This window comes from Bradyrhizobium sp. AZCC 2230, from assembly GCF_036924495.1.
GTDB lineage: Bacteria > Pseudomonadota > Alphaproteobacteria > Rhizobiales > Xanthobacteraceae > Bradyrhizobium > Bradyrhizobium rifense.
Genome location: NZ_JAZHRS010000001.1, coordinates 835768 through 855102, shown reverse-complemented (window position 1 = coordinate 855102; position 19335 = coordinate 835768). Strand labels below are relative to the sequence as shown.

The 19335-nt window shown below is 64.3% G+C and carries 22 protein-coding genes and 1 pseudogene; 9 read left to right on the top strand and 14 right to left on the bottom strand.

The genetic code is table 11. The features are described from left to right. Positions 1–80 precede the first annotated feature (80 nt). The 4 genes from V1280_RS03970 to V1280_RS03955 all read right to left on the bottom strand — a co-directional run bounded on the left by V1280_RS03970 (position 81) and on the right by V1280_RS03955 (position 3592). Complete coding sequence (locus tag V1280_RS03970; RefSeq protein WP_334538168.1) at positions 81–902, bottom strand: tetratricopeptide repeat protein; 822 nt, start codon at positions 900–902, stop codon at positions 81–83. A gap of 32 nt (positions 903–934) precedes the next feature. Continuing rightward, a complete protein-coding gene (locus V1280_RS03965) occupies positions 935–1618 on the bottom strand; it encodes a substrate-binding domain-containing protein (protein ID WP_334519268.1) in 684 nt (227 codons plus the stop codon). 19 nt (positions 1619–1637) lie between these two features. Then, positions 1638–2339: a GrlR family regulatory protein gene (locus V1280_RS03960; protein ID WP_334538166.1), complete on the bottom strand. Its 702-nt coding sequence runs from the start codon at positions 2337–2339 to the stop codon at positions 1638–1640. 218 nt (positions 2340–2557) lie between these two features. Then, the gene (locus V1280_RS03955) at positions 2558–3592 is read right to left on the bottom strand and encodes a glutamine synthetase beta-grasp domain-containing protein (RefSeq protein WP_148779040.1); all 1035 of its coding nucleotides are present in this window, start codon (positions 3590–3592) and stop codon (positions 2558–2560) included. A gap of 540 nt (positions 3593–4132) precedes the next feature. Here V1280_RS03955 and V1280_RS03950 point away from each other — a divergent pair. Beyond that, the gene (locus V1280_RS03950; protein ID WP_334519263.1) at positions 4133–4336 is read left to right on the top strand and encodes a DUF2735 domain-containing protein; all 204 of its coding nucleotides are present in this window, start codon (positions 4133–4135) and stop codon (positions 4334–4336) included. A gap of 114 nt (positions 4337–4450) precedes the next feature. Here the strand turns inward: V1280_RS03950 and V1280_RS03945 are convergent, their stop codons facing one another. Continuing rightward, the gene (locus tag V1280_RS03945; RefSeq protein ID WP_334519260.1) at positions 4451–4762 is read right to left on the bottom strand and encodes an MliC family protein; all 312 of its coding nucleotides are present in this window, start codon (positions 4760–4762) and stop codon (positions 4451–4453) included. Positions 4763–4810: 48 nt separating this feature from the next. Between V1280_RS03945 and V1280_RS03940 the strand changes: the two genes are divergently transcribed. Continuing rightward, on the top strand, positions 4811–5554 hold the full coding sequence (locus V1280_RS03940; RefSeq protein WP_334519257.1) for a tyrosine-protein phosphatase: 744 nt from the start codon (positions 4811–4813) through the stop codon (positions 5552–5554). A gap of 15 nt (positions 5555–5569) precedes the next feature. On the opposite strand, the gene V1280_RS03935 is transcribed toward V1280_RS03940, so the two are convergent. Next, the gene (locus tag V1280_RS03935) at positions 5570–6289 is read right to left on the bottom strand and encodes an SGNH/GDSL hydrolase family protein (RefSeq protein ID WP_334519254.1); all 720 of its coding nucleotides are present in this window, start codon (positions 6287–6289) and stop codon (positions 5570–5572) included. Positions 6290–6408: 119 nt separating this feature from the next. On the opposite strand from V1280_RS03935, the gene V1280_RS03930 reads away from it, so the two are divergent. After that, entirely contained in the window at positions 6409–7089 is a 681-nt protein-coding gene (locus V1280_RS03930) for an SDR family oxidoreductase (RefSeq protein ID WP_334519251.1), read from the top strand. On the opposite strand, the gene V1280_RS03925 is transcribed toward V1280_RS03930, so the two are convergent. After that, positions 7090–7437 (bottom strand): GrlR family regulatory protein, encoded by a 348-nt coding sequence (locus V1280_RS03925; protein ID WP_334519248.1) that lies wholly within the window; start codon positions 7435–7437, stop codon positions 7090–7092. It lies immediately after the preceding gene. 125 nt (positions 7438–7562) lie between these two features. Here V1280_RS03925 and V1280_RS03920 point away from each other — a divergent pair, with 125 nt between their 5' ends. The 3 genes from V1280_RS03920 to V1280_RS03910 all read left to right on the top strand — a co-directional run bounded on the left by V1280_RS03920 (position 7563) and on the right by V1280_RS03910 (position 8963). Further along, complete coding sequence (locus V1280_RS03920) at positions 7563–8249, top strand: DUF2161 domain-containing phosphodiesterase (protein ID WP_334519245.1); 687 nt, start codon at positions 7563–7565, stop codon at positions 8247–8249. Positions 8250–8272: 23 nt separating this feature from the next. Beyond that, positions 8273–8572: a putative quinol monooxygenase gene (locus V1280_RS03915; protein ID WP_334519242.1), complete on the top strand. Its 300-nt coding sequence runs from the start codon at positions 8273–8275 to the stop codon at positions 8570–8572. 85 nt (positions 8573–8657) lie between these two features. Beyond that, positions 8658–8963, top strand: coding sequence for a hypothetical protein (locus tag V1280_RS03910; RefSeq protein WP_148779049.1), 306 nt, complete (start codon positions 8658–8660; stop codon positions 8961–8963). An 89-nt stretch (positions 8964–9052) separates the two neighbouring features. Here the strand turns inward: V1280_RS03910 and V1280_RS03905 are convergent, their stop codons facing one another. Together V1280_RS03905 and V1280_RS03900 are read right to left on the bottom strand one after the other, a co-directional pair. Continuing rightward, positions 9053–9658 (bottom strand): GNAT family N-acetyltransferase, encoded by a 606-nt coding sequence (locus V1280_RS03905; protein ID WP_334519234.1) that lies wholly within the window; start codon positions 9656–9658, stop codon positions 9053–9055. Between the two features lie 151 nt (positions 9659–9809). Further along, positions 9810–10208 carry a PaaI family thioesterase gene (locus V1280_RS03900; RefSeq protein WP_283079582.1) on the bottom strand — a complete coding sequence of 133 codons (399 nt, stop codon included), beginning with the start codon at positions 10206–10208 and terminating at the stop codon, positions 9810–9812. A 119-nt stretch (positions 10209–10327) separates the two neighbouring features. Between V1280_RS03900 and V1280_RS03895 the strand changes: the two genes are divergently transcribed. After that, a complete protein-coding gene (locus V1280_RS03895; protein WP_334519228.1) occupies positions 10328–11179 on the top strand; it encodes a cobalamin-binding protein in 852 nt (283 codons plus the stop codon). A gap of 51 nt (positions 11180–11230) precedes the next feature. Continuing rightward, positions 11231–12403, top strand: a pseudogene (locus tag V1280_RS03890) (IS3 family transposase). Between the two features lie 83 nt (positions 12404–12486). Here V1280_RS03890 and kynU read toward each other — a convergent pair. From kynU to V1280_RS03865, 5 genes are all read right to left on the bottom strand, one after another. Further along, positions 12487–13689: a kynureninase gene (gene kynU, locus V1280_RS03885; RefSeq protein ID WP_334519225.1), complete on the bottom strand. Its 1203-nt coding sequence runs from the start codon at positions 13687–13689 to the stop codon at positions 12487–12489. A gap of 8 nt (positions 13690–13697) precedes the next feature. After that, positions 13698–14537 carry a tryptophan 2,3-dioxygenase gene (gene kynA / locus V1280_RS03880; protein WP_334519222.1) on the bottom strand — a complete coding sequence of 280 codons (840 nt, stop codon included), beginning with the start codon at positions 14535–14537 and terminating at the stop codon, positions 13698–13700. Between the two features lie 34 nt (positions 14538–14571). Further along, entirely contained in the window at positions 14572–15381 is an 810-nt protein-coding gene (locus V1280_RS03875) for an alpha/beta hydrolase (protein WP_334519219.1), read from the bottom strand. Positions 15382–15680: 299 nt separating this feature from the next. Beyond that, positions 15681–16958 carry an ArgE/DapE family deacylase gene (locus tag V1280_RS03870; RefSeq protein WP_334519216.1) on the bottom strand — a complete coding sequence of 426 codons (1278 nt, stop codon included), beginning with the start codon at positions 16956–16958 and terminating at the stop codon, positions 15681–15683. Between the two features lie 52 nt (positions 16959–17010). Next, the gene (locus V1280_RS03865; protein WP_334519213.1) at positions 17011–17736 is read right to left on the bottom strand and encodes a pyridoxamine 5'-phosphate oxidase family protein; all 726 of its coding nucleotides are present in this window, start codon (positions 17734–17736) and stop codon (positions 17011–17013) included. 75 nt (positions 17737–17811) lie between these two features. On the opposite strand from V1280_RS03865, the gene pdxR reads away from it, so the two are divergent. Then, the gene (gene pdxR / locus V1280_RS03860; RefSeq protein WP_334519210.1) at positions 17812–19281 is read left to right on the top strand and encodes a MocR-like pyridoxine biosynthesis transcription factor PdxR; all 1470 of its coding nucleotides are present in this window, start codon (positions 17812–17814) and stop codon (positions 19279–19281) included. The last annotated feature ends 54 nt before the right edge of the window (positions 19282–19335 follow it).

Here is a 19335-nt window from a genome sequence, read left to right as displayed (position 1 = left end):
CTCCTGCTTGCTGCGATGTCAACGGCCCCTGCCCGGGCAAGTTCCTTTCGCCTGCTGCATGAAGTGAGCTGGATCGTTTGCTAAAAGCACAGCGTGGTGACGAGCTTGCCCTGCTTGTCCTTGATCGCATAGGGACAGCGCAGCCGCTCCAGCGCCTTCTTGGCGTCCTCGTCGCCGAGCGCGGCGGCGCGCTCGTAATAGGCCTTTGCGGAGTCCTTGTCCTTCGGACCGCCGCGGCCTTCCTGTGCGAAGGCGCCCATCCGCTCCAGCGCGCCGGGATGGTTTTGCGCCGCGGCCTTCTCGAACAGCGCGCGCGCCGCGACGTCGTCCTTCTCGCCGCCATCGCCGTTGGCAAGCATCAGGCCGAGCTGGTACTGCGCCTCCGCGTTGGTCTCGGCGGCCTTGCCGAGCAGCGTGCGCGCCTGCGCGGGATCGGCGGGCGCGCCACCGCCGGCGTTGCCGAGCGCCGCGAGGTTGGAGACGCCGCGGGGATTGCCGGCTTGAGCCGCCTTCTCGAACAGCTTTCGCGCCTGCGCCTCGTCCCTGGCCACACCGGAGCCGTTGCCGTAGGCGACGCCGAGCTCGACCATCGCAGCACTGGAGCCTTTGTCCGCCGCCTTGCGCCAGGCGGCGATCGCCTCGACCGTCTGCCGGTTGGCCGCATAGGCACGGCCGAGCGCGAACATCGCACGGCGCGACGAGCTTGCTGCCTGCTTGCAGAATTTGATCGCGGTCGCGACGTCGGAGGCGGCGATCTCGGGCACGCCCTTCACGTCGGCCGGCTTGTCGGGATCGCTGGGATCGGCGGCGACACGGTCGCACAGGACGAGGTCGGCCGATTGCGCATGCGCGGCGGCCGGCGCGGCAAGCGCAACGAGGATGGCAAGGAGACAGGTCCGCATGGCCATCACGTTGCGTCCGTTGGCCTGCGATTTCAAGGCTCGAGTCCGGATTGCCGCAGCACGGGCACGACCTCCGGCGATGCCAGATAGCGCAGCAACGCCTCGGCGCCTTCGGCCTGTTTCGCGTTGACCATGCGGCCGGCCGAGAACATGGCCGGCGTCTGCAAATCATGCGGGACCGGGCCGATCACCGCGATGCCCTCGACCTGCTTCAGCTCGCTGATCTGCTGCACGGCCAAGTCCGCCTCGCCACTGACGAGCCGCTCGGCCGTAAAGCCCTGCTCGACGATGGTCGCCTTGGCGTTGATCTCGGCGGCGATGCCCATCCGCACGATCAGCTGGGCGAAGTACACGCCGCTTGCGCCGAGCCGCGAATAGGCAACGGATCGCGCCGCGAGCAGTGTCTTGCGCAGCGCGGTCTCGTTGGCGATGTCGGGATGGGCTGCGCCTTTCCGCACGGCGAGGCCGACATAGGAGCGCGCGAGGTCGGCTGCGCTGCCCGCGATGACGCGGCCCTCGCCGATCACCTCGTCGAGCCCTTCGCGCGTGAGGATCACGAGATCGGCGGCCTCGCCGGCACGCAAGCGCTTGAGCAGCGCGAGCGTCGGCGCGAAGTCGGCATCGACGCGAATGCCGCTCGCCGCCTCGAATGCGGAGGACAGGCTGCGCATCGCGCCCATCAGGCCGAGCGTCGAGAGCATGCGAACTTTTTCCATGGGCGATTTCCTGTGACGATCAGGCGCGATGCATCAACTTGAGCGCCGCGGTCAGGCGCAGGCTGCGCTTGCCGGCCAGCGCGGTTGCTTCCAGCACCGCCGCATCGCCGTCATAGCTGCCGGAGAAGCCGATGCCGACCTCGTGGCCGCCGAAGATCGGATCGTCCTTGGCGGGCGTGTGCTCCTGGTTGAGGATCTGCCCCTTCCAGCGGCCGTTGGCGGCGGTGTAGCTGCCGAGGTAATAGAACGAGGCATCGCCGCCGAGGATACGGCCCCGGTTGAGCAGCATCACGCCGGTGAGCCCGCCATCGACGCCGTCGAGCATGCGCAGATGGATCGAATAGAGGCCATCGGTGATCCCGGCCTCGCCGACGCCGCCGGCGATCGGCACCTCGTCCTCCGTGATCGGCGTCATCAACGACTGGAAGGGAACGCCGGGCAATTCCTTGAGCTCGCCCTTGAAGCGATAGAGATCGCCGTCGGCAAAACCCTTCGCGATCAGCGTCGCATCATCGGTGCCGGCCATGGCGCGGTAGTTCGGATCGGGATTGTGGCGGACCGTCTTGATGACGATGTCGATACCGTCCGCGCTCTTCTCGTAGGTGCCGATATGGGCGAACGCCGAATTGCCGCCGAGCATCTTGCCGTTGCCGGCATGCATCACGCTCCGGCCGACGCTGTCGCCGAGCTGAAATCTCACTTTGTAGAAGCCTTCAAACACCAGCCGTGTCCCCGGCCCCGCGCGCATGCTGCGCCCACTCTATCCCGCTTTGGGCTGACATGGACAGGCTCCAGGCCGGCATGGCCGCCAGACCCACAACGAGCGCTGTCATCGGCAAGCACTGTCATCGGAATGCAAAAATCCGCCGGAGCCTTTTGAGCTCCGGCGGATTTGAAAGCCAACCCGGGCCAGCCCCCCAGCCCGGGCCGGGAGGATCTTTAAGCCGCGGCCTTCTTGTCAGCCGGGACGGACGCGATCGTCTTCAGGATCTGCGAAGCGATCTGGTATGGGTCGCCCTGCGAGTTCGGACGGCGGTCTTCCAGATAGCCCTTGTAACCGTTGTTGACGAAGGAGTGCGGAACGCGGATCGACGCGCCACGATCGGCAATGCCGTAGCTGAACTTGTTCCACGGCGCGGTCTCGTGCTTGCCGGTCAGGCGCTTATCGTTGTCCGGGCCGTAGACGGCGATGTGGTCCATCAGGTTCTTGTCGAAGGCTGCCATCAGCGCCTCGAAATACTCCTTGCCGCCGATCGACCGCATGTACTCGGTCGAGAAGTTGGCGTGCATGCCCGAGCCGTTCCAGTCGGTGTCGCCGAGCGGCTTGCAGTGGAACTCGATGTCGACGCCGTACTTCTCGGTCAGGCGCAGCATCAGGTAGCGGGCCATCCACATTTCGTCAGCGGCCTTCTTGGAGCCCTTGCCGAAGATCTGGAATTCCCACTGGCCCTTCGCGACTTCCGCGTTGATGCCTTCGTGGTTGATGCCGGCCGCGAGGCAGAGATCGAGATGCTCTTCGACCATCTTGCGGGCGATGTCGCCGACGTTCGAGTAGCCGACGCCGGTGTAGTACGGGCCCTGCGGCGCCGGATAACCGGAGGCCGGGAAGCCGAGCGGACGCCCGTCCTTGTAGAAAAAGTATTCCTGCTCGAAGCCGAACCAGGCGCCGGCATCGTCGAGGATCGTGGCGCGCTTGTTGGTCGAGTGCGGCGTCTTGCCATCGGGCATCATGACTTCGCACATCACCAGCACGCCGTTGGTGCGGGCGCCGTCCGGGAACACCGCGACCGGCTTCAGCACGCAATCCGAGCTGTGGCCTTCGGCCTGCTGGGTGGAGGAGCCATCGAAGCCCCAGAGCGGAAGCTGCTCGAGCGTCGGGAACGACGCGAATTCCTTGATCTGAGTTTTGCCGCGCAAGTTCGGAGTCGGCGTATATCCGTCGAGCCAGATGTACTCGAGCTTATACTTGGTCATTGAGCCTCTCTGTAGATGATGCGAAAGGTGGGGACGGCTGGTCCCCGCACGATTGTTTACCCGGCCAAGATCGGCCGACCCTTTACAAGCATTTAACGTGCCAAAAGGCCGCAGCGCGGGAGGTTTTCCACCGCGGCCAGAACCGGCTCGCCAGCCGAAAAACGTCCACAGCAACGTGCGTCATAGAAGCGCACCTTCGCGTGAAGCTGCACTGCAAAAATTCCGCGGAAAACGCCCGATTCTGGAGCAGGCAGACCCCTGCTGCAAGTTGCCGATGAAACGCGCATCAACGCCCGGCAACTTTCGCAAAGCCCCCGACCCCTGCCTAGCAACCTTTGGAATGGCCCATGCGTTAGTCACCAACACGGTGCCTTAGGGGGTGCAGAAGGTCGACTGCTCACAAATTGGGCGGAAACTGATTTCCTTTTCAGCACTTTGCATTTGGGAGTGCGAGGCCGATATGGGGACTCCAGTAACCACAATCGAACGAGTCGAGCGCACCATGGAGGCCAAGGCGCTTCGACCCAGGAGCAAATCGAAATGATGAACAATGGTCTGAGTCACGGATCTGCGACGATCTACCAATTCCCTGTCGGGGGCCGCGCGGCTCTCGCCGGGCGCCGCTATGGCGACACCGGCTTTCCCGCCGATCACGCTTCGCTTCCCGCGAACGTCTCGATCTGCAGCGACAGCTGGTACCACCAGGACGCGGTCGACGAAGCAAAGCCCAAATGGGAACGCTGATGCCTATGCCAGGTTTGATACCGCCGCGCACTCTCAAGCGCTCGTCGGAAGTTTGAAAAAGGGTCGAAACAACGAGGTTTCGACCCTTTTTGATTCCGGACCTGATCAGCGTCGTCAGATCACCGTGCAGGCCGTCACCGGCCGCTTCAGATGCTTGACCGTGGTGGCCCCGGTCTTGCCGATTCTCAGCGTGACCCCCGCCCCCGAATAGCGCGCGCCCGAAATGGCCAACCGCTTGGCAAGTGTCGCCGGCTCGCCATCGATCTGGAGAAACGCGCGCTTGTCGCCGTCATAAAACGCAACAATGAACTGCGTACCATCGGCGCAGCGGTAGTTCCGGAACGTCTGCGCGTCGGCCTGCCGCGCCCCGGAAATTCCAGCCGCCAGCATGGTGATCCCGAAAAGAATGGCCTTGTGCCAGCCCATGATCGCCCCCTGTAATGGTCCGTCGGCAACACAACAAAAGCAGCTCCGATGTCAGACTCCCCTGCCCGTCACCTCGCTCTGCAAGGCGCCAGCAATTTTCGCGACCTCGGCGGTTACGCCGCAAGCGACGGCCGCACCACGCGCTGGCGCCACATCTTTCGCTCCAACCATCTCGGCCAGCTCACCGTTGAGGACATCGCGATCGTCCGAGCACTCGGCGTCAGAAGCGCGTTCGACTTCCGCGGCGTCGAGGAGCGCGCGGCCGGCGTCTGCGTCGTCAACGAGATCACCGTGCATTCGCTGCCGATCGAGCCGACGGTGGTGGCCTCACTGCGCGCCGAGCTCGCCAGGGGTGTGCTGACTGCGCCGGTCGCGCTCGAGCTGATGCGCGAGTCCTATCGCAACTATGTCCGCCACAACACGCACAGCTTCCGCATGCTGTTCGGCCATCTCCTGGAGGACCGCGCCCCGCTCGTGATCCACTGCACCGCCGGCAAGGACCGCACCGGCTTTGCCAGCGCGCTGATCCTGCATGCGCTCGGCGTGCCCGAGGCTGTTATTGCAGAGGATTATCTGCTGACCAATCGCCACTACAAGCGCGACGTGTCGAGCGTCTCCGATCTGCCCGCTGACGTCCTCGACGCCATCGGCTCGGTCAACGCATCCTATCTCGACGCAGCCTTCGATGCCGTCGGCCGCGACTATGGCGATGTTGAAACCTATTTGCGCGACGGCCTCAAGCTCGGCGCAGCCGAGCGGACCGCGTTGAAGGAGCGCTATCTTCAGGCGTGAGCGACGCCGGGCGTCTCACGCTCCGGGAGTTGCAGCCTTGATGATGGCGTTCTTGAGGGCAAGCGAGACCTGCATGGTGCTCCAGTCGCTCTGGTGCAGCAGGTCCCCATCGGTCGGATCCACCAATTGCTCGAACGACACCTTATTCTGCACGTGCCAATGCCGCATCAGCGCCCAGCGCTGAAACAGACTAACCTGAGCCTCCTCCGCGGCATTGCGGATCAACCGAACCATCTTGTCCGAGAGTTCGGCGCGGTCATCCCAGAGCATCTTTGTCGTGTATTGCGGATCGATCAGCAGAACCTCGAAACCGCGGGCGCGCAGTTGCGCCAGCCCCTTCCTGATATTCTCGGCGACCACATCGACGTTGTATCGATCATTGTGAAAGACCGCGTTGGTCCCAACCTGCCATATCACCAGCGTGGGATCATCCTGAAAGATGTCCGTCTCGAAACGCTTGAGTTCGTCGTCGGCTTCCTCATTGCCCTTGCCCCGATTGAGGACATCGATCCGGATGTTCGGGTGCGGATCTTCGTCCTTGTAGTGCTGCCGCAGATACATTTCGAGCCTGTAGGGATAGGGAACGACGTCGGCTCGCCCGGCCGTCGAGGACGACCCCATCGCCACGATCCGCACCACGCCCCTTCCCTCCAGCGCCTGCCGAAGGCGCATCAGGGGGTATTTCAAGTCGACGATCGCAGCTGGAAATTCGATGGTCGGCAAATTGTCGGGCATGAAACAATCTCCTCAACGATCTAAAGTTGCATCTATAGCCCAGTCTTGATGCTGCCGCCATTGCAAGTCCAATTCGCCTCACGCAATAGTCGGTGCGAATTGAGACGACGGAGAGTAACATGCAGGGAAAAATCATTGTCGTGACCGGCGCGCTCGGCGCGCTTGGCAAGGTGGTCGCCGACATCGCGCAGTCTCGCGGCGCGCGGGTTGCCGGCATCGATCACGCGCCCTCCCAACTGCCGGCGACGGCCGAGCGCATCGAGATCGGCGGCGTCGATCTGTCCGACGCGGCACAGGCTACGACGGCGATCGAGGGTGCCGCAAAGCATTTCGGCAGGCTGGACGCCCTGGTCAACATCGCCGGCGGCTTTGCCTTCGAGACCGTCGGCGACGGCAACATCAAGACGTGGCACCGCATGCATGCGCTGAACGTGCTGACGGCCCTCAACGCCTCGCACGCGGCACTGCCGCATCTTGCCGCTTCGAAGGCTGGCCGCATCGTCAATATCGGCGCCATGGGCGCGTTGCAGGCGGGCTCCGGCATGGGTCCTTACGCGGCATCGAAGGCGGGCGTGCACCGCCTCACCGAGGCGCTCGCCAACGAATGGAAGGGCAAGGTCACGGTGAACGCGGTGCTGCCGTCGACCATCGACACCAAGGCCAACCGCGCCGACATGCCGAAAGCCGACTTCGCCAAATGGGTGACACCGCAGGAGCTTGCCGAGGTGATCCTGTTCCTCGTCAGCGATGCCGCAAGCGGCGTCACCGGCGCGCTGATTCCGGTGAGCGGACGGGTGTGATCAATCCGGCACCAGCAGCCGCAGATTGCCCTTGAAACGGATGCTCTGCTTGCCGGCGAGCGCCATGCCTTCGCCATAGGCGGTCTCGCCGGTGTAAGTGCCGCTGAAGCCGATGGTGACGACCTTGCGACCCCACACCGGGCGCTCGTCGAACGAAGGCGAATGCTCCTCGTTGGTCAGCTCGCCTTTCCACTTGCCTTCTGCGGACGTGTAGCTGCCATGGGCAAAGAAAAAGGAATCGCCGCCGCGCATGGTGCCGTCACGCAGCACCATCACGCCCTGATTGCCGCCCTGAACGCCATCCAGCATCTCGATCCGGATGTGATAGAGCCCGTTCCTGATCGTCATATTCGCGCGCGCCCGCCTGTTCCCCGCGCAAGCGGTATAGCTGGCTTGACTGCCTCCGGGCAAATGGCCGGCAGCCCGATCCGGGCTAAACTGGCTGCAACTGATTCTACGATCGGAAACTCACTTTGGAAACCGCGCTCTATCTCCCCGTCAAACGCTTCCTCGAAGAGCTCGGCTTCTCCGTGAAGGGCGAGATCGGCGGCTGCGATCTCGTGGGCCTGAGCGCCGGCGATCCGCCGGTAGTGGTGATCGGCGAGCTCAAGCTCGCATTCAACCTCGAGCTGATCCTGCAGGCGGTCGATCGCGCGCCGGCGGGCGACGAGGTCTGGATCGCGGCAAAGATGTCGATCCGCGGCAAGGGCCGCGAGAGCGACGCACGCTATCGCAATCTGTGCCGTCGCCTCGGCTTCGGTATGCTCGGCGTGACCGACAAAGGCCAGGTCGAGGTGCTGGTGAAGCCACCGACGGCAGCACCCCGCCGTGAACCGAAGACGCGCTCGCGGCTGGTGGCCGAACATCAGCGCCGCCAGGGCGATCCCGTGCTCGGCGGCAGCATGCGCGCGCCGATCATGACGGCCTACCGCCAGCAGGCGCTGGCCTGTGCATCCGAGCTTGCAGGCGGTCCGCGGGCCGTGCGTGAGCTGCGCGAACGCTGTCCTGATGCGGGCAAGATTCTCCTGCACAATGTCTATGGCTGGTTCGAACGCGCCGAGCGCGGGATCTATCGGCTGACCGAGGCCGGCCACGCCGCGCTGAAGCGCTGGCCGCAGACACCGGTCAAGACCATCGCGCGCGAAGCATCCCTGCCCTAGCGGCAGTCACTTTGGGGAATGGCATGATCGTGGTGACTGGGAGTGTGACGGTCCGGCCGGAGACGTTCGAGGAGGCACGGCGCCTCAGCCTCGAACACGTCCATCGTTCGCGCCAGGAACCCGGCTGCATCTCACATGCGGTGCATGTCGACTGCGAGAACCCGCTCAGGCTGGTGTTCTTCGAGCAATGGGCCGACCGCGCCGCGCTTGCGGCCCATTTTGCGGTACCTGCATCCGGCGAGTTCGTGCGGGCCCTGCGCTCGCTCGCCACCGGGGCGACCACGCTCGAACTTTACGACGCCAGCAAGCTTGAGAAGCTTTGAGTGCATAGCTGTGATGCCACACCAAATTCATATTGCAATGCAACATGGACCGCACTAGGTATCCCGGCATCAAACCGAGGCCGTTATGAGCGCAGACTGGAATACCAAATATGGCACGCGGCGCGTGCGCCACGATCCGCCCACCCTGGACGAGGCGATCTTCGCCGCCGTCGGCATTACCGACGATCAGGAGCAGCAGGCCGAGATCGCCGCCTCGCTGATGGGGATGCCGCTGGACGTCGTTCAGGCCGAGGTGAAGAAGCAGGCCCGCACAAACAGCCGTATCACCGCAACCCGCGTGATCGCCGGCGAACAGGGTGCGCAGCGCTCGGTCGTGGTCGAACGCCGTGTCGTCCGCCGCTTCGGTAACGACAAGCGCACCGGCACCTGAGCTTTTACCTTCTCAGCCTCAATAAAAAGCGGACCGGCCTTGCCGGTCCGCTTTTTGATTCAGGCCTTTGACTTCCAGGTCTTTGGATCTCAGGCGGCGCGATTGCCGTACATGCTGGAGATCAGCTTCCAGCAGGTCGAGTTGAAGTTGAGAATCGCGCGACCGGCCTTGAACGGCGCCGCGGCGAGATCGGCGAGCTCAGCCTCGGGCGTCTTGCCAAGATCGATCGTGCCGGTGGATTCACCATGGCGGAACTGCAGATGCGCGCCGAACTTCTTGGCGAGCGCCCGCATGGCGTGATTCTCCGCGCCCGTGGTGATGCGCAGGCGCTTGTAGCCCTTCCAGCGCGCTTCCGCGATCAGGCGGCTGAACAGCACGGTGCCGACGTTCTGGCGGCGGGCGGAGGCTTCCACGCTGAAGGCGACTTCGGGCAACGAATCGCCCTCCGGCGGATGCAGCTCGGCCGCGCCGCGGACCATGCCATCGACGATATAGGCGACGATCACGGTGCCATCTTCGGCGCAGCGGGCGGCGTAACGCTCGATGAAGCTGTCGTCGAGAAAACCGTTGAAACGGTCATGCCGGCTTGCGGCATCGAGCCTCAGCAGATGATCGCGCAACAGCGGCAATTCTTCCTGCTGGATCAGGGTCCGCACATAGCCCGGGGCGGGGCGGATGGTGTCTTCAAGTACCACGTCAAAACTCCTCTTGGTATCCCTCGAGGAGGCGTTCGAATCCCTAGGCCTCCAATATTGTGCGTCGCAACAAATTTTTCAAGACGGGAACCTGCTCAAGTTTGAGGCAACGGAGGCGACTAATTCGTTAACAAAATCAAGGCCCGTAGTCTTACAGGACCAACTGCGTCTGCGTCACGATTGCGACCAGCTTGCCGTCCTCGGTCTCCAGCCGCGTGGTCCAGACTTGGGTCCGGCGCCCCCGATGGACCGGGGTGGCGGTGGCGATGACCGTGGTTCCCTCCTTGGCGCCGCCGATGAAGTTGGTCTTGCTCTCCAGCGTGGTCGTGCCCTTGGCGTCCTCCGGCAGGTTGATCACGGTTGCGGCCGCGCCAACGGAATCGGCGAGCGCCATCACCGCGCCGCCATGGATGGTGTGATGCAGCGTGCAGAGATCGGGCCGCACCGTCATTCGCGCGACCACGCGATCCTTCTCGGCCTCGACGAATTCGACGCCCTTGAGCTCGGCGAACGGCATCTTCATCGCTTTGAGTTTCTCGAGCGGCGTCATCAGATCTCCTCCCAATTCCTTGTTGTCGCAGCGTGAATGGCTTCGCGCGGCAAAGCAATGACGTCCGAGGTAATGGCTGCCGTGACATCGGCACTCTCATTTGGGCATATGCTTCTCCCATGCGTCACTTCCCGCCCCGCCGCATCGTCTGCCTGACCGAAGAGACGGTCGAAACGCTCTATCTGCTCGGCGAGCAGGACCGCATCGTCGGCGTCTCCGGCTACGCCGTCCGCCCGCCGCAGGTGCGGCGTGAGAAGCCGCGGGTCTCGGCCTTCGTCTCTGCGGACATCCCAAAAATCCTGGCGCTGGAACCGGATCTGGTGCTCGCCTTCTCCGACCTGCAGGCCGCCATCGCCGCCGATCTCGTCCGCGCCGGCATCGACGTTCACGTCTTCAACCAGCGCGACGTCGCCGGCATTTTTGCGATGATCCGCACGTTGGGCGCGCTGGTTGGTGCGGCCGGGCGTGCGGAGGAACTCGCGCATGGTCTTGAGCAGCGGCTCGCAGCGATCGCAGCGACGTCCCGCCCCTCGCCGCGGCCAAAAGTCTATTTCGAGGAGTGGGACGATCCCTTGATCTCGGGCATCGGCTGGGTGTCCGAGCTGATCGAGATCGCCGGCGGTGAGGATGTGTTTCCGGACCTGCGCCATCGGCAAGCAGCGAAGGATCGCATCATCGCCGCGGACGCGGTGCGCAACGCCGCGCCCGACGTGATCCTCGCGTCATGGTGCGGCAAGAAGGTCGTGCCCACCCGCATCAAGCAGCGCGACGGGTGGAACGCGATTCCGGCCGTGCGTGATGATCGCATTGTCGAGATCAAGTCGCCGATCATTTTGCAGCCGGGGCCGGCGGCGCTGACGGATGGGCTGGATGTGATTGTGATGGCGCTGTGGGGGCCGCTGATCTCTCCGCCGTCATTGCGAGCGAAGCGAAGCAATCCAGGCTGTCTCCGCGGAGGGATACTGGATTGAGCCTCCCCTAAATCGGTGGACACCTATAGCTTAGACAGCGAGAGGTGTCAGATGACGAAACGGCAGCGACGGACCTATTCGGACGAGTACAAGCGGCAGGCCGCTGATTTGGTTTTGTCGAGCGGCCGTTCGGCGAAGTCGGTTTCGAAGGAGCTCGGGCTTGACGGCTCCGTTTTGAGCCGATGGGTGGCGGAGCGAGGCACGGTGGCAGCCGGCGGCAGCGCCGCGGCGCCCACGTCGCAGGCGGCGCTGCCGTCGGCGGACCAGGCTGACATGATTGCGCGGTTGCAGCGGGAAAACGAACAGCTGCGCATGGAGCGCGACATTTTAAAAAAGTCGATCGCGATCTTTGCTGGACCCCGGACATGAGATTCCGCTTCATCGAAGATCGCAGTGCAGACTATCCGGTCGGGATGATGTGCCGTGTGCTCGGCGTATCGGCCGCGGGCTACTATGCCTGGCGGTCGCGGCCGGAAAGCCCCCGGGCCCTGGCCAATCGAGAACTGCTGGAGGATATCAAGCAGGTTCATCGTGACTGCCATGGCCGCTACGGCAGCCCGCGCATCCATGCTGAACTCAAGGCCCAGGGCCATAGTGCGAGCCGTGGCCGGATCGAGCGGCAGATGCGCCACCATGGCGTTCGGGCCATCTCGGCCGGGCCGCGACGATGCCGCACCACCGACAGCGGGCACGACTTCCCGATTGCGCCGAACCTGCTCGGTCGGAACTTCTCGGCCGCCATGCGCAACCAGGTCTGGCTCGCCGACATCACCTATGTCTGGACCGGCCAGGGATGGTTGTATCTGGCGGCCATCATGGATCTTTACAGCCGTCGTATCGTGGGCTGGTCGATGGACGACCATCTGCGCGCCGAACTGCCGCTTGCCGCATTACGGATGGCGATCAAGGGGCAGAGGCCCGGCGCCGGCTTGATCCATCATTCCGATCGCGGCGTCCAATATGCTTCAACCGAGTACCGCCACGCGCTGCGAGCCGCCGGCTTCCGGCCTTCGATGAGCCGCAGAGCCGATTGCTACGACAATGCCCCGATGGAAAGCTTCTTCCACACGCTCAAGACCGAGTTGGTCCATCACCGACAGTATGCAACCCGCGATGAAGCCGTGCGCGACATCTTCACCTACCTCGAAGGCTTCTACAACCAACCGAAGGCACTCCGCCATCGGCTATATCAGCCCCGTCGAGATGGAGCTAAAATCGGCTTGAAACCTGTCCACTTTTTTGAGGGAAGATCAGGATTGCTTCGTCGCAAGGGCTCCTCGCAATGACGCCGGGAGAGACTTCGTCCCTCACGTCACCGCATTGACGACTTGGTACTCCGGCCGCCGCCACACCTCACCGGCGATCACGGCCTCGATGATCTCGGCTGCCCGCATGATCTCGCTCTCGCCGACATAAAGCGGCGTGATGCCGAACCGCATGATGTCAGGCGCACGGAAATCGCCGATGAGGCCGCGGGCGATCACGGCCTGCATGGCGGCATAGCCACCGTCGAAGGCGAACGAGACTTGCGAGCCGCGGCGCTCGTGCGCGCGCGGGGTCACGAGCTTCAGAGACGGGCAACGCCGTTCGACTTCCGTGATCAGGAGATCGCCGAGCGCCAGCGAACGGGCGCGGACCTCCTTGATGTCAACCCGATCCCAGATATCGAGCGAAGCCTCCAGCGCCGCCATCGCCAGCACTGGCGGCGTGCCGACCCGCATGCGCTCGACGCCGCCGGCGGCTGCATAGCCAAGCTCGAACGCGAAGGGCTTTGCGTGGCCCATCCATCCAGACAGCGCGGCGCGCGCGTTGTCGGCATGACGCGGCGCGACATACAGAAACGCCGGCGCGCCCGGGCCGGCGTTGATGTATTTGTAGGTACATCCCGCAGCGAAATCGACGCCGCATCCGGCGAGATCAACCGGCAGCGCGCCGGCGGAATGCGCGAGATCCCAGACCGTGACGATGCCGAGCGCATGGGCCTTTGCGGTCAGCTTCGCCATGTCGTGACGGCGGCCGGTGCGGTAGTCGACCTCGGTGATGTATAGCACTGCAATCTCTTCCGACAGCGCGGCCTCGACCTCCTCCGGCGCCACCAGGCGCAATTGATGGCCGCGCCCGAGCGTCGCGATCAGGCCTTCGGCCATGTAGAGATCGGTCGGGAAATTGCCGGTGTCCGACAGGACGACCTTGCGCGATGAATTCATGTCGAGGGCAGCGGCGAGCGCCTGATAGACCTTGAGCGACAGCGTGTCGCCGACCATCACGGAGCCCGCTTCCGCGCCGATCAGCCGCGCGATGCGGTCGCCGATGTGGCGCGGCTGGGCATACCAGCCGGCCGTGTTCCAGGCGCGGATCAGCTCGTTGCCCCACTCCGCGGTGATCACGCGGCTGACGCGCTCGGCGACGCCAAGCGGCAGCGCACCGAGCGAATTGCCGTCGAGATAGATCACGCCGTCAGGGAGATGAAACAACGCCTTGGTGTCGTCGTACACGCGAAGCCTGGTCATGGTCTTCTCTACAAAATCGTGCGGACGCGCCAGAGCTCGGGAAACAGCTCGACCTCCAGCATGCGCTTGAGATAGCTCACGCCGCCGGTGCCTCCGGTGCCGCGCTTGAAGCCTATGACGCGCTCGACCGTCGTGACGTGGTTGAAACGCCAGCGCCGGAAATAATCCTCGAAATCGACCAGCTTCTCGGCGAGCTCGTACAGCATCCAGTGCGTCTCCGGCGCCTCGTAGACGATCCGCCAGGCCTGCAGCACCCCCTCGCTAAAACTGTGGGTCTCGCGAACATCGCGCGCCAGAACGGCCGCAGGCATTTTCAGCCCATGACGATCGGCAAGCCGCAGCACCTCGTCATAAAGGCTCGGCGTCGCGAGCTCGGCTTCGAGCAACGTCATCGTCTCGGCATCATGCGCGTGCGGCTTCAGCATGGCATGATTGCGGTTGCCGAGCAGGAATTCGATCAGCCTGTATTGCCGCGACTGGAAGCCCGAGGACTGGCCGAGTTGTGAGCGGAAGCGCGTATACTCACTGGGCGTCATGGTGCGCAGCACATCCCAGGCGTTGTTGAGCTGCTCGAAGATGCGCGACATCCGCGCCAGCATCTTCATGGCGGGCTGCACCTCGTCCTTGGCGATCGCACGGCGCGCGGCGCTGAGCTCGTGGATGGCAAGCCGCATCCACAGCTCGGTGGTCTGATGCTGGATGATGAACAGCATCTCGTCGTGCGCTTCGGAGAGCGGATGCTGTGCACCGAGGATCGCATCCAGCGCCAGATAGTCGCCATAGGACATGCGCCGGGCAAAATCGGTCTCGGCGCCGTCGCCTGAGGGATCGTAATCGCTGGACGTCATGACGGGCCCTCTCGATCGATCATCCTTGCTCTCGTCAGTCGAGGCCGATCAGCCGCGCGGTGATCGGCGACGACGGATCCTTGAGCGCGTCAATCACCGTGAAATGGTTCAGGCCGGGATCGACGACGAGGCGCGTCGGCACGTCGAAGCCGGTCCAGACATTGGCGAACAAGTCGGACTGGCGGATGAATTCGGGCCGCTCACTGCCGCCGACCCAGGCGGTGACAGGCGAATGTCCGCGTGGCAGATGCAGCGCCGCGCTTTCGAGCGTCGCCTCCTCCATGGTCATGCGCAGCGTCTCGTTCATCTTCGTCTTCAGCAGCGGACGCAGGTCGTGCAGGCCGCTGATCGAGAGCGTACCGGCGATGCGGTTGAAGACGGCGGGCTCGAGCCGGCTGTCGTCGCAGAGCATGCGCGTGACGAGATGGCCGCCGGCGGAATGGCCGGCGAGCCGGATCGGCCCCGCGACGAGCGACGCCGCTTTCGCGATCGCGGCGGTCATCTCCGCGGTGATGTCGGAGATGCGCGCCGCCGGTGTCAGCGTGTAGCTCGGCAGCGCCACCGTCCAGCTATGGTGCCGCGCACCTTCGGCGAGATCCGTCCAGGTCGACTTGTCGAAGCGCATCCAGTAGCCGCCGTGCACGAACACGACGAGGCCCTTGCTGTCGCCGTCGGGCAGGATCAGGTCAAAACGCTGGCGCTCACCGGAGCCGTAGGCGATGTCGGGACGAAACCCCTTCAGCCCGGCGCGGTAAGCCGCCGCCCGCTCCGCCCATTGCACCGGCATCTTGTCCGAGCCCGGGATATGGGCCGAATTGGCGTAAGCATCATCCCAATCGCGCATCGTTGCTCCCGAGGACTCGTCCAGCGAACCGGGCGCCAGTCTGCCACCGGTCAGGGCCGCATCCTAGTCTTTCTTTTAAGCTTAAAGGATTTAGGGGCGCTTGTGTTTCGGGCAGATCGCGTTCCGGGTGAGACGCCGTAGGGTGGGCAAAGCGAAGCGTGCCCACCATTTGGTTCGAAATCGAAAAAGGTCGTGGGCACGGCGCAAGTGCGCCTTTGCCCACCCTACGAGAGCTGTGACTTAGGCAGCCACTACGCCTTCTCCACCCCACCCTACGACACCTGTGACGGCCGTGGCCGCTACGCCTTCTCCACCCCGCACCATTCCGCGATGAACAGCGCCATGGCCCTGGTGGTCTTCTTCAGCGAGTCCAGATCGACATATTCATTGAAGCCGTGCATCTCCCCGCCGCTGGCGCCAAAGCACAGGCTGGGGATGCCGTAATTGAGTCCGTAGAAACGGGTATCGGTGAGCGCGGTGAAGACGAGATCCTCGACCGCGCCGCCATAGACCTTGTTGAAGGCCTTGCCGAACGCGGCTTCCGGCGCGGCGGAGTCGGTCAGCTCATAGCCTTCCGACAGGAAGCCCGACCATTCGACCTCCGGCGGATTGTTGGCGAGGAAACCGTGGTTGCGCGATGCAGCGGCAACGCAGGCCATGATCTCCTTCTGGTGATCTGCGACCGACCAGCCCGGCAGGACGGCGATGCGGCAATCGACGTCGCACCAGGCCGGCACGCTGGAGGCCCAATCGCCGCCCTTGATGATGCCGGGGTTGAAGTTGATGGGATGGTTGAGCGTCTTGAAGTGACGGTCGGCCTTGGCCCGCTCGTTCCACTCGATCTCGAGCTTCTGTAACGCATGAACGAGGTGATACGCCGCCATGATCGCATTCGATCCGGAGCCGGCAAAGGCGACATGGGTCGGATGGCCCTTCACCCGCAGCCGAAACCAGATCACGCCGACCTGCGAGCGCACCATCTTCCCGGCGGTGGGCTCGGGGATGAAGCAGGCATCGGCCCGGTAGCCGCGCTGAATCGTCGAGAGTGCGCCGACGCCCGTGCTCTCCTCTTCGATCACCGACTGAAAGTGAATCCGCGCGGTCGGCCTGAGGCCGGCCGCCTTGATCGCATCCAGCGCGTAGAGCGCGCCGATGGTACCCGACTTCATATCGCAGGCGCCCCGACCGAACATCTTGCCGTCCTTGATGACGGGCGAGAACGGCGGCGTGTCCCACAATTCCAGCGGTCCCACAGGCACCACGTCGCAGTGGCCCTGGAGGATCAGCGATTTGCCGGCCTCGGTGTTCGGACGATAGGTGCCGACCACGGTGCGCGCCTTCGAGAAATCATGCTCGATCGGGCCGAAGCCGCGCAGATCCTTGAGGTCGTCGACGTTGATGTGCCAGTCGTCGACCTCGTAGCCGCGCGCGCGCAGGAGGTCGCCAATCATGTCCTGACATGGCCCCTCCGCCCCGCGGGTCGAAGGGATCGCAACGAAATCGCGTGTGGTCGCAAGCTGGGTTTCGAAGCCGGCATCGACGGCGTCAAGAATCCTCTGCTGCGTTTCGGCATTCATCAGGCAACTCCGGGCATCCAGTTGGTCGAGGGTGCGCGCAAGCTAGCCGATTTCAGCCGTTCGGGTACTCCACAAAATAAGCATCCCGCAATGCATCTTCGAGCAGTCGGCCTTCCGAATAGCCATTCAGCGTCGTCGGCCGGCTCACGCCGTCGAGCAGCCGCGGGCATGGCTCCGGCGCGCCGAGAACGGTGCGGACCGGAATGCGCTCGGCATAGATCGGCAATTCGTAGTCTTCATCGTCGTCGGCGACACCCTTGGCGCGGACCTTTGCGGAAGCTTCCTCGATCTCCATCGCGATGAACGAGGTCGCCTTGATCTCCTGGGTGTTGCTGGCCCGCAGGCTCGCGGTGCGATCCGGGAAGAAGCGATCGACCATCGCGACCACGGCGCGCTCCTTCTCTTGCACATCGGTCACGAGATAGGCGGTGCCGAACGCCATCACCGCGCGATAGTCGGCGGAGTGATTGAAGCCGCAGCGCGCCAGCACGAGGCTGTCGAGATGGGCGACCGTGAGGCACACCCGCTCGCCTTTGGTCTGGCTGCGCAGCATGCGACTCGCGCTCGAGCCGTGCCAATAGAGCTTCGTCCCCTCGCGCCAGAAGAAGGTCGGCGTGCAATAGGGCTGGCCGTCGATGACATAGGAGACGTGACAGAGCATCGAGGAGTCCAGAATGCGATGAACCGTCTCGTGATCGTAGAAGCCACGATCGTGCCGACGCTTCACCTGGTTGCGCGCTGACGTCGGGTAGGAATTCTGGCTCTCAGTCTGGCTCACGGCCGCTCCTGTGGGGATTGGAAGAATCCGGGGCTAGTTGTAGCCGCGCATTTGGTCTGCGATAGTGCCAATTCCATGCAAAAAATTCCGACCAATTCCCTCGCCCCGGCCAAGGCCGAGCTGCCGCTCGATCTCACCGGCCCGCACATCACCGCGAGCGCCTCCTCGGCGCACCGGCTGTACCAGGCGTTGTGCGAGATGATCGTCTCTGGCTTGGTCAAACCCGGCGAGCCGCTGCCGCCATCGCGGACGCTGGCCAAGCAGACCGGCTTTCGGCGCAACGCGGTTGTGACCGCCTATGAGCGCCTGATCGCCGACGGGTTTGCAGAAGCCACGGTCGGATCCGGCACGTTCGTCGCCGCGCGCATCCCGGCACGCGCCGCCACACCGAAGAAGCCGAAGGTGATTGTCGAGGCGCCGAAGCAAGGCGCGCTCTCGCTCGGCTGCACCCATATCGACGAGCGCGCGGTGCAACGCTTTCGCGCGTTCGTCGGCCGGCGCATGCGCGCCTTCGGCACTGAGCATCTGCATTACGGTGATCCCCGTGGCAGCCGCGAGTTGCGCGTCGCGATCGCCGATCATCTGCTCTCGGCGCGGGGGCTACGCTGCGACCCCGACCAGATCATGCTCACGTCAGGCACGCTGCACACCCTGCGCATCGTGCTCGGCGCGATCCTCAAAGCGAACGATCAGGTCTGGTGCGAGGACCCCGGCTATCCCATTGCACGCGGAACCATCGCGCAATGCGGCTATCGCACCGTGCCCATTCCCGTCGACGCCAACGGCCTGCTCGTTGCCAAGGGCCGCACGGCAGCACCGTCCGCGCGCGCGGCCTATGTGACACCGTCGCATCAGTTTCCGCTGGGCGTGCAAATGTCGATGCCGCGGCGGCTCGAGCTGCTCGACTGGGCCAAGCAGGCCGGAGCGTTCGTGTTCGAGGACGATTACGACAGCGAGTTCCGCTATGACGGCGCGCCGCTGATGTCGCTCGCCGGCATCGATCACCTCCAGCGCGTGATCTACATGGGCACGTTCGCCAAGACGCTGTTTCCGGGCCTGCGCATCGGCTATTGCGCCCTGCCCGAACGCCTGATCGGCGACGTCACGGCCGCGCGCGCCGCGCTCGACCGTTTTCCCGGAACGCTGATGGAAGGCGCGGTCGCCGACATGCTCAATTCCGGCGCCTTCGCCGCAAATTTGAGGCGCGTGCGTAAGCTTTACCGCGAGGCCCGCGATGCGCTGGCCGAAACGCTCGAAGCGGCTTCGGATGGCGCGCTGTCGGTCCCGGTGCCGTCGCAGGGCCTGCACCTCGTTGCGCAGTTCGATCCGTCCGTCGCGCCAGCGGTTGCGGCCGAAGTAAAGCAGGCCGCGGGCGCGGAGGGCTGGCTGCTCGCCGACACCTATGCGCGGGCGCGTCCGCTACCCGGTTTCGTGCTGGGATTCTCGGGGCACGCGGTTCCACGTCTCGTCGCCTCCGCTGAACGGCTCGCGCGGGAAGCGCGCGCTGCTTTGCGCAACAAAGGCAAGCCGGGCCGGCGGGCGTGACAAAGGTTCACTATGAGAATCGTGTGCCGCTCCCTACATTGCTGCACCGACGCC

Bases quoted from the DNA above. Each gene is read 5' to 3' on its own strand.
- V1280_RS03875 (WP_334519219.1), bottom strand. From the start codon at position 15,381: ATGCGCGATTGGGATGATGCTTACGCCAATTCGGCCCATATCCCGGGC.
- kynU (WP_334519225.1), bottom strand. From the start codon at position 13,689: ATGACCAGGCTTCGCGTGTACGACGACACCAAGGCGTTGTTTCATCTC.
- V1280_RS03900 (WP_283079582.1), bottom strand. From the start codon at position 10,208: ATGACGCCGCTCGAGAAACTCAAAGCGATGAAGATGCCGTTCGCCGAG.
- V1280_RS03910 (WP_148779049.1), top strand. From the start codon at position 8,658: ATGAGCGCAGACTGGAATACCAAATATGGCACGCGGCGCGTGCGCCAC.
- V1280_RS03955 (WP_148779040.1), bottom strand. From the start codon at position 3,592: ATGACCAAGTATAAGCTCGAGTACATCTGGCTCGACGGATATACGCCG.
- V1280_RS03930 (WP_334519251.1), top strand. From the start codon at position 6,409: ATGCAGGGAAAAATCATTGTCGTGACCGGCGCGCTCGGCGCGCTTGGC.
- kynA (WP_334519222.1), bottom strand. From the start codon at position 14,537: ATGACGTCCAGCGATTACGATCCCTCAGGCGACGGCGCCGAGACCGAT.
- pdxR (WP_334519210.1), top strand. From the start codon at position 17,812: ATGCAAAAAATTCCGACCAATTCCCTCGCCCCGGCCAAGGCCGAGCTG.
- V1280_RS03970 (WP_334538168.1), bottom strand. From the start codon at position 902: ATGCGGACCTGTCTCCTTGCCATCCTCGTTGCGCTTGCCGCGCCGGCC.
- V1280_RS03915 (WP_334519242.1), top strand. From the start codon at position 8,273: ATGATCGTGGTGACTGGGAGTGTGACGGTCCGGCCGGAGACGTTCGAG.
- V1280_RS03940 (WP_334519257.1), top strand. From the start codon at position 4,811: ATGTCAGACTCCCCTGCCCGTCACCTCGCTCTGCAAGGCGCCAGCAAT.
- V1280_RS03935 (WP_334519254.1), bottom strand. From the start codon at position 6,289: ATGCCCGACAATTTGCCGACCATCGAATTTCCAGCTGCGATCGTCGAC.
- V1280_RS03870 (WP_334519216.1), bottom strand. From the start codon at position 16,958: ATGAATGCCGAAACGCAGCAGAGGATTCTTGACGCCGTCGATGCCGGC.
- V1280_RS03945 (WP_334519260.1), bottom strand. From the start codon at position 4,762: ATGGGCTGGCACAAGGCCATTCTTTTCGGGATCACCATGCTGGCGGCT.
- V1280_RS03925 (WP_334519248.1), bottom strand. From the start codon at position 7,437: ATGACGATCAGGAACGGGCTCTATCACATCCGGATCGAGATGCTGGAT.
- V1280_RS03895 (WP_334519228.1), top strand. From the start codon at position 10,328: ATGCGTCACTTCCCGCCCCGCCGCATCGTCTGCCTGACCGAAGAGACG.
- V1280_RS03965 (WP_334519268.1), bottom strand. From the start codon at position 1,618: ATGGAAAAAGTTCGCATGCTCTCGACGCTCGGCCTGATGGGCGCGATG.
- V1280_RS03950 (WP_334519263.1), top strand. From the start codon at position 4,133: ATGATGAACAATGGTCTGAGTCACGGATCTGCGACGATCTACCAATTC.